Genomic DNA, 303 nt, shown 5'->3' on the forward strand with positions numbered 1-303 from the left:
CGCAAGCCTGTGAAAAGGCAGGAACAGGAGCGATAAAAACCACCCCAAAATGTACCCGAACCCATACAGAACAAGGGGGCTGCCCCGTACCCTATCCGCAATACCAAAGGGTTTTTTAACGGGCTTACAGGGCAGAAAAACCCCGAAAATGATACCGAGATGATACAGAATTACCGCCGATACCGCCACACCAGCGGAAACGGCAGAAAGGAGCGCACCCATGCCAAGAATGAGCAAGAAACGGCGGCTGGAATGGTCTTTTTTCCTGCGGCAAGTGAAAGTCGGGAATACCACCTGCGACCG

General features: G+C 52.8%; 1 protein-coding gene. It reads right to left on the bottom strand.

The genetic code is table 11. The features are described 5' to 3' along the window. Positions 1–303 (bottom strand): hypothetical protein (locus tag GPK89_RS10830; RefSeq protein ID WP_215693056.1); only part of this gene is annotated, 303 nt, incomplete at both ends.

This window comes from Gemmiger formicilis, from assembly GCF_018784445.1.
GTDB lineage: Bacteria > Bacillota > Clostridia > Oscillospirales > Ruminococcaceae > Gemmiger.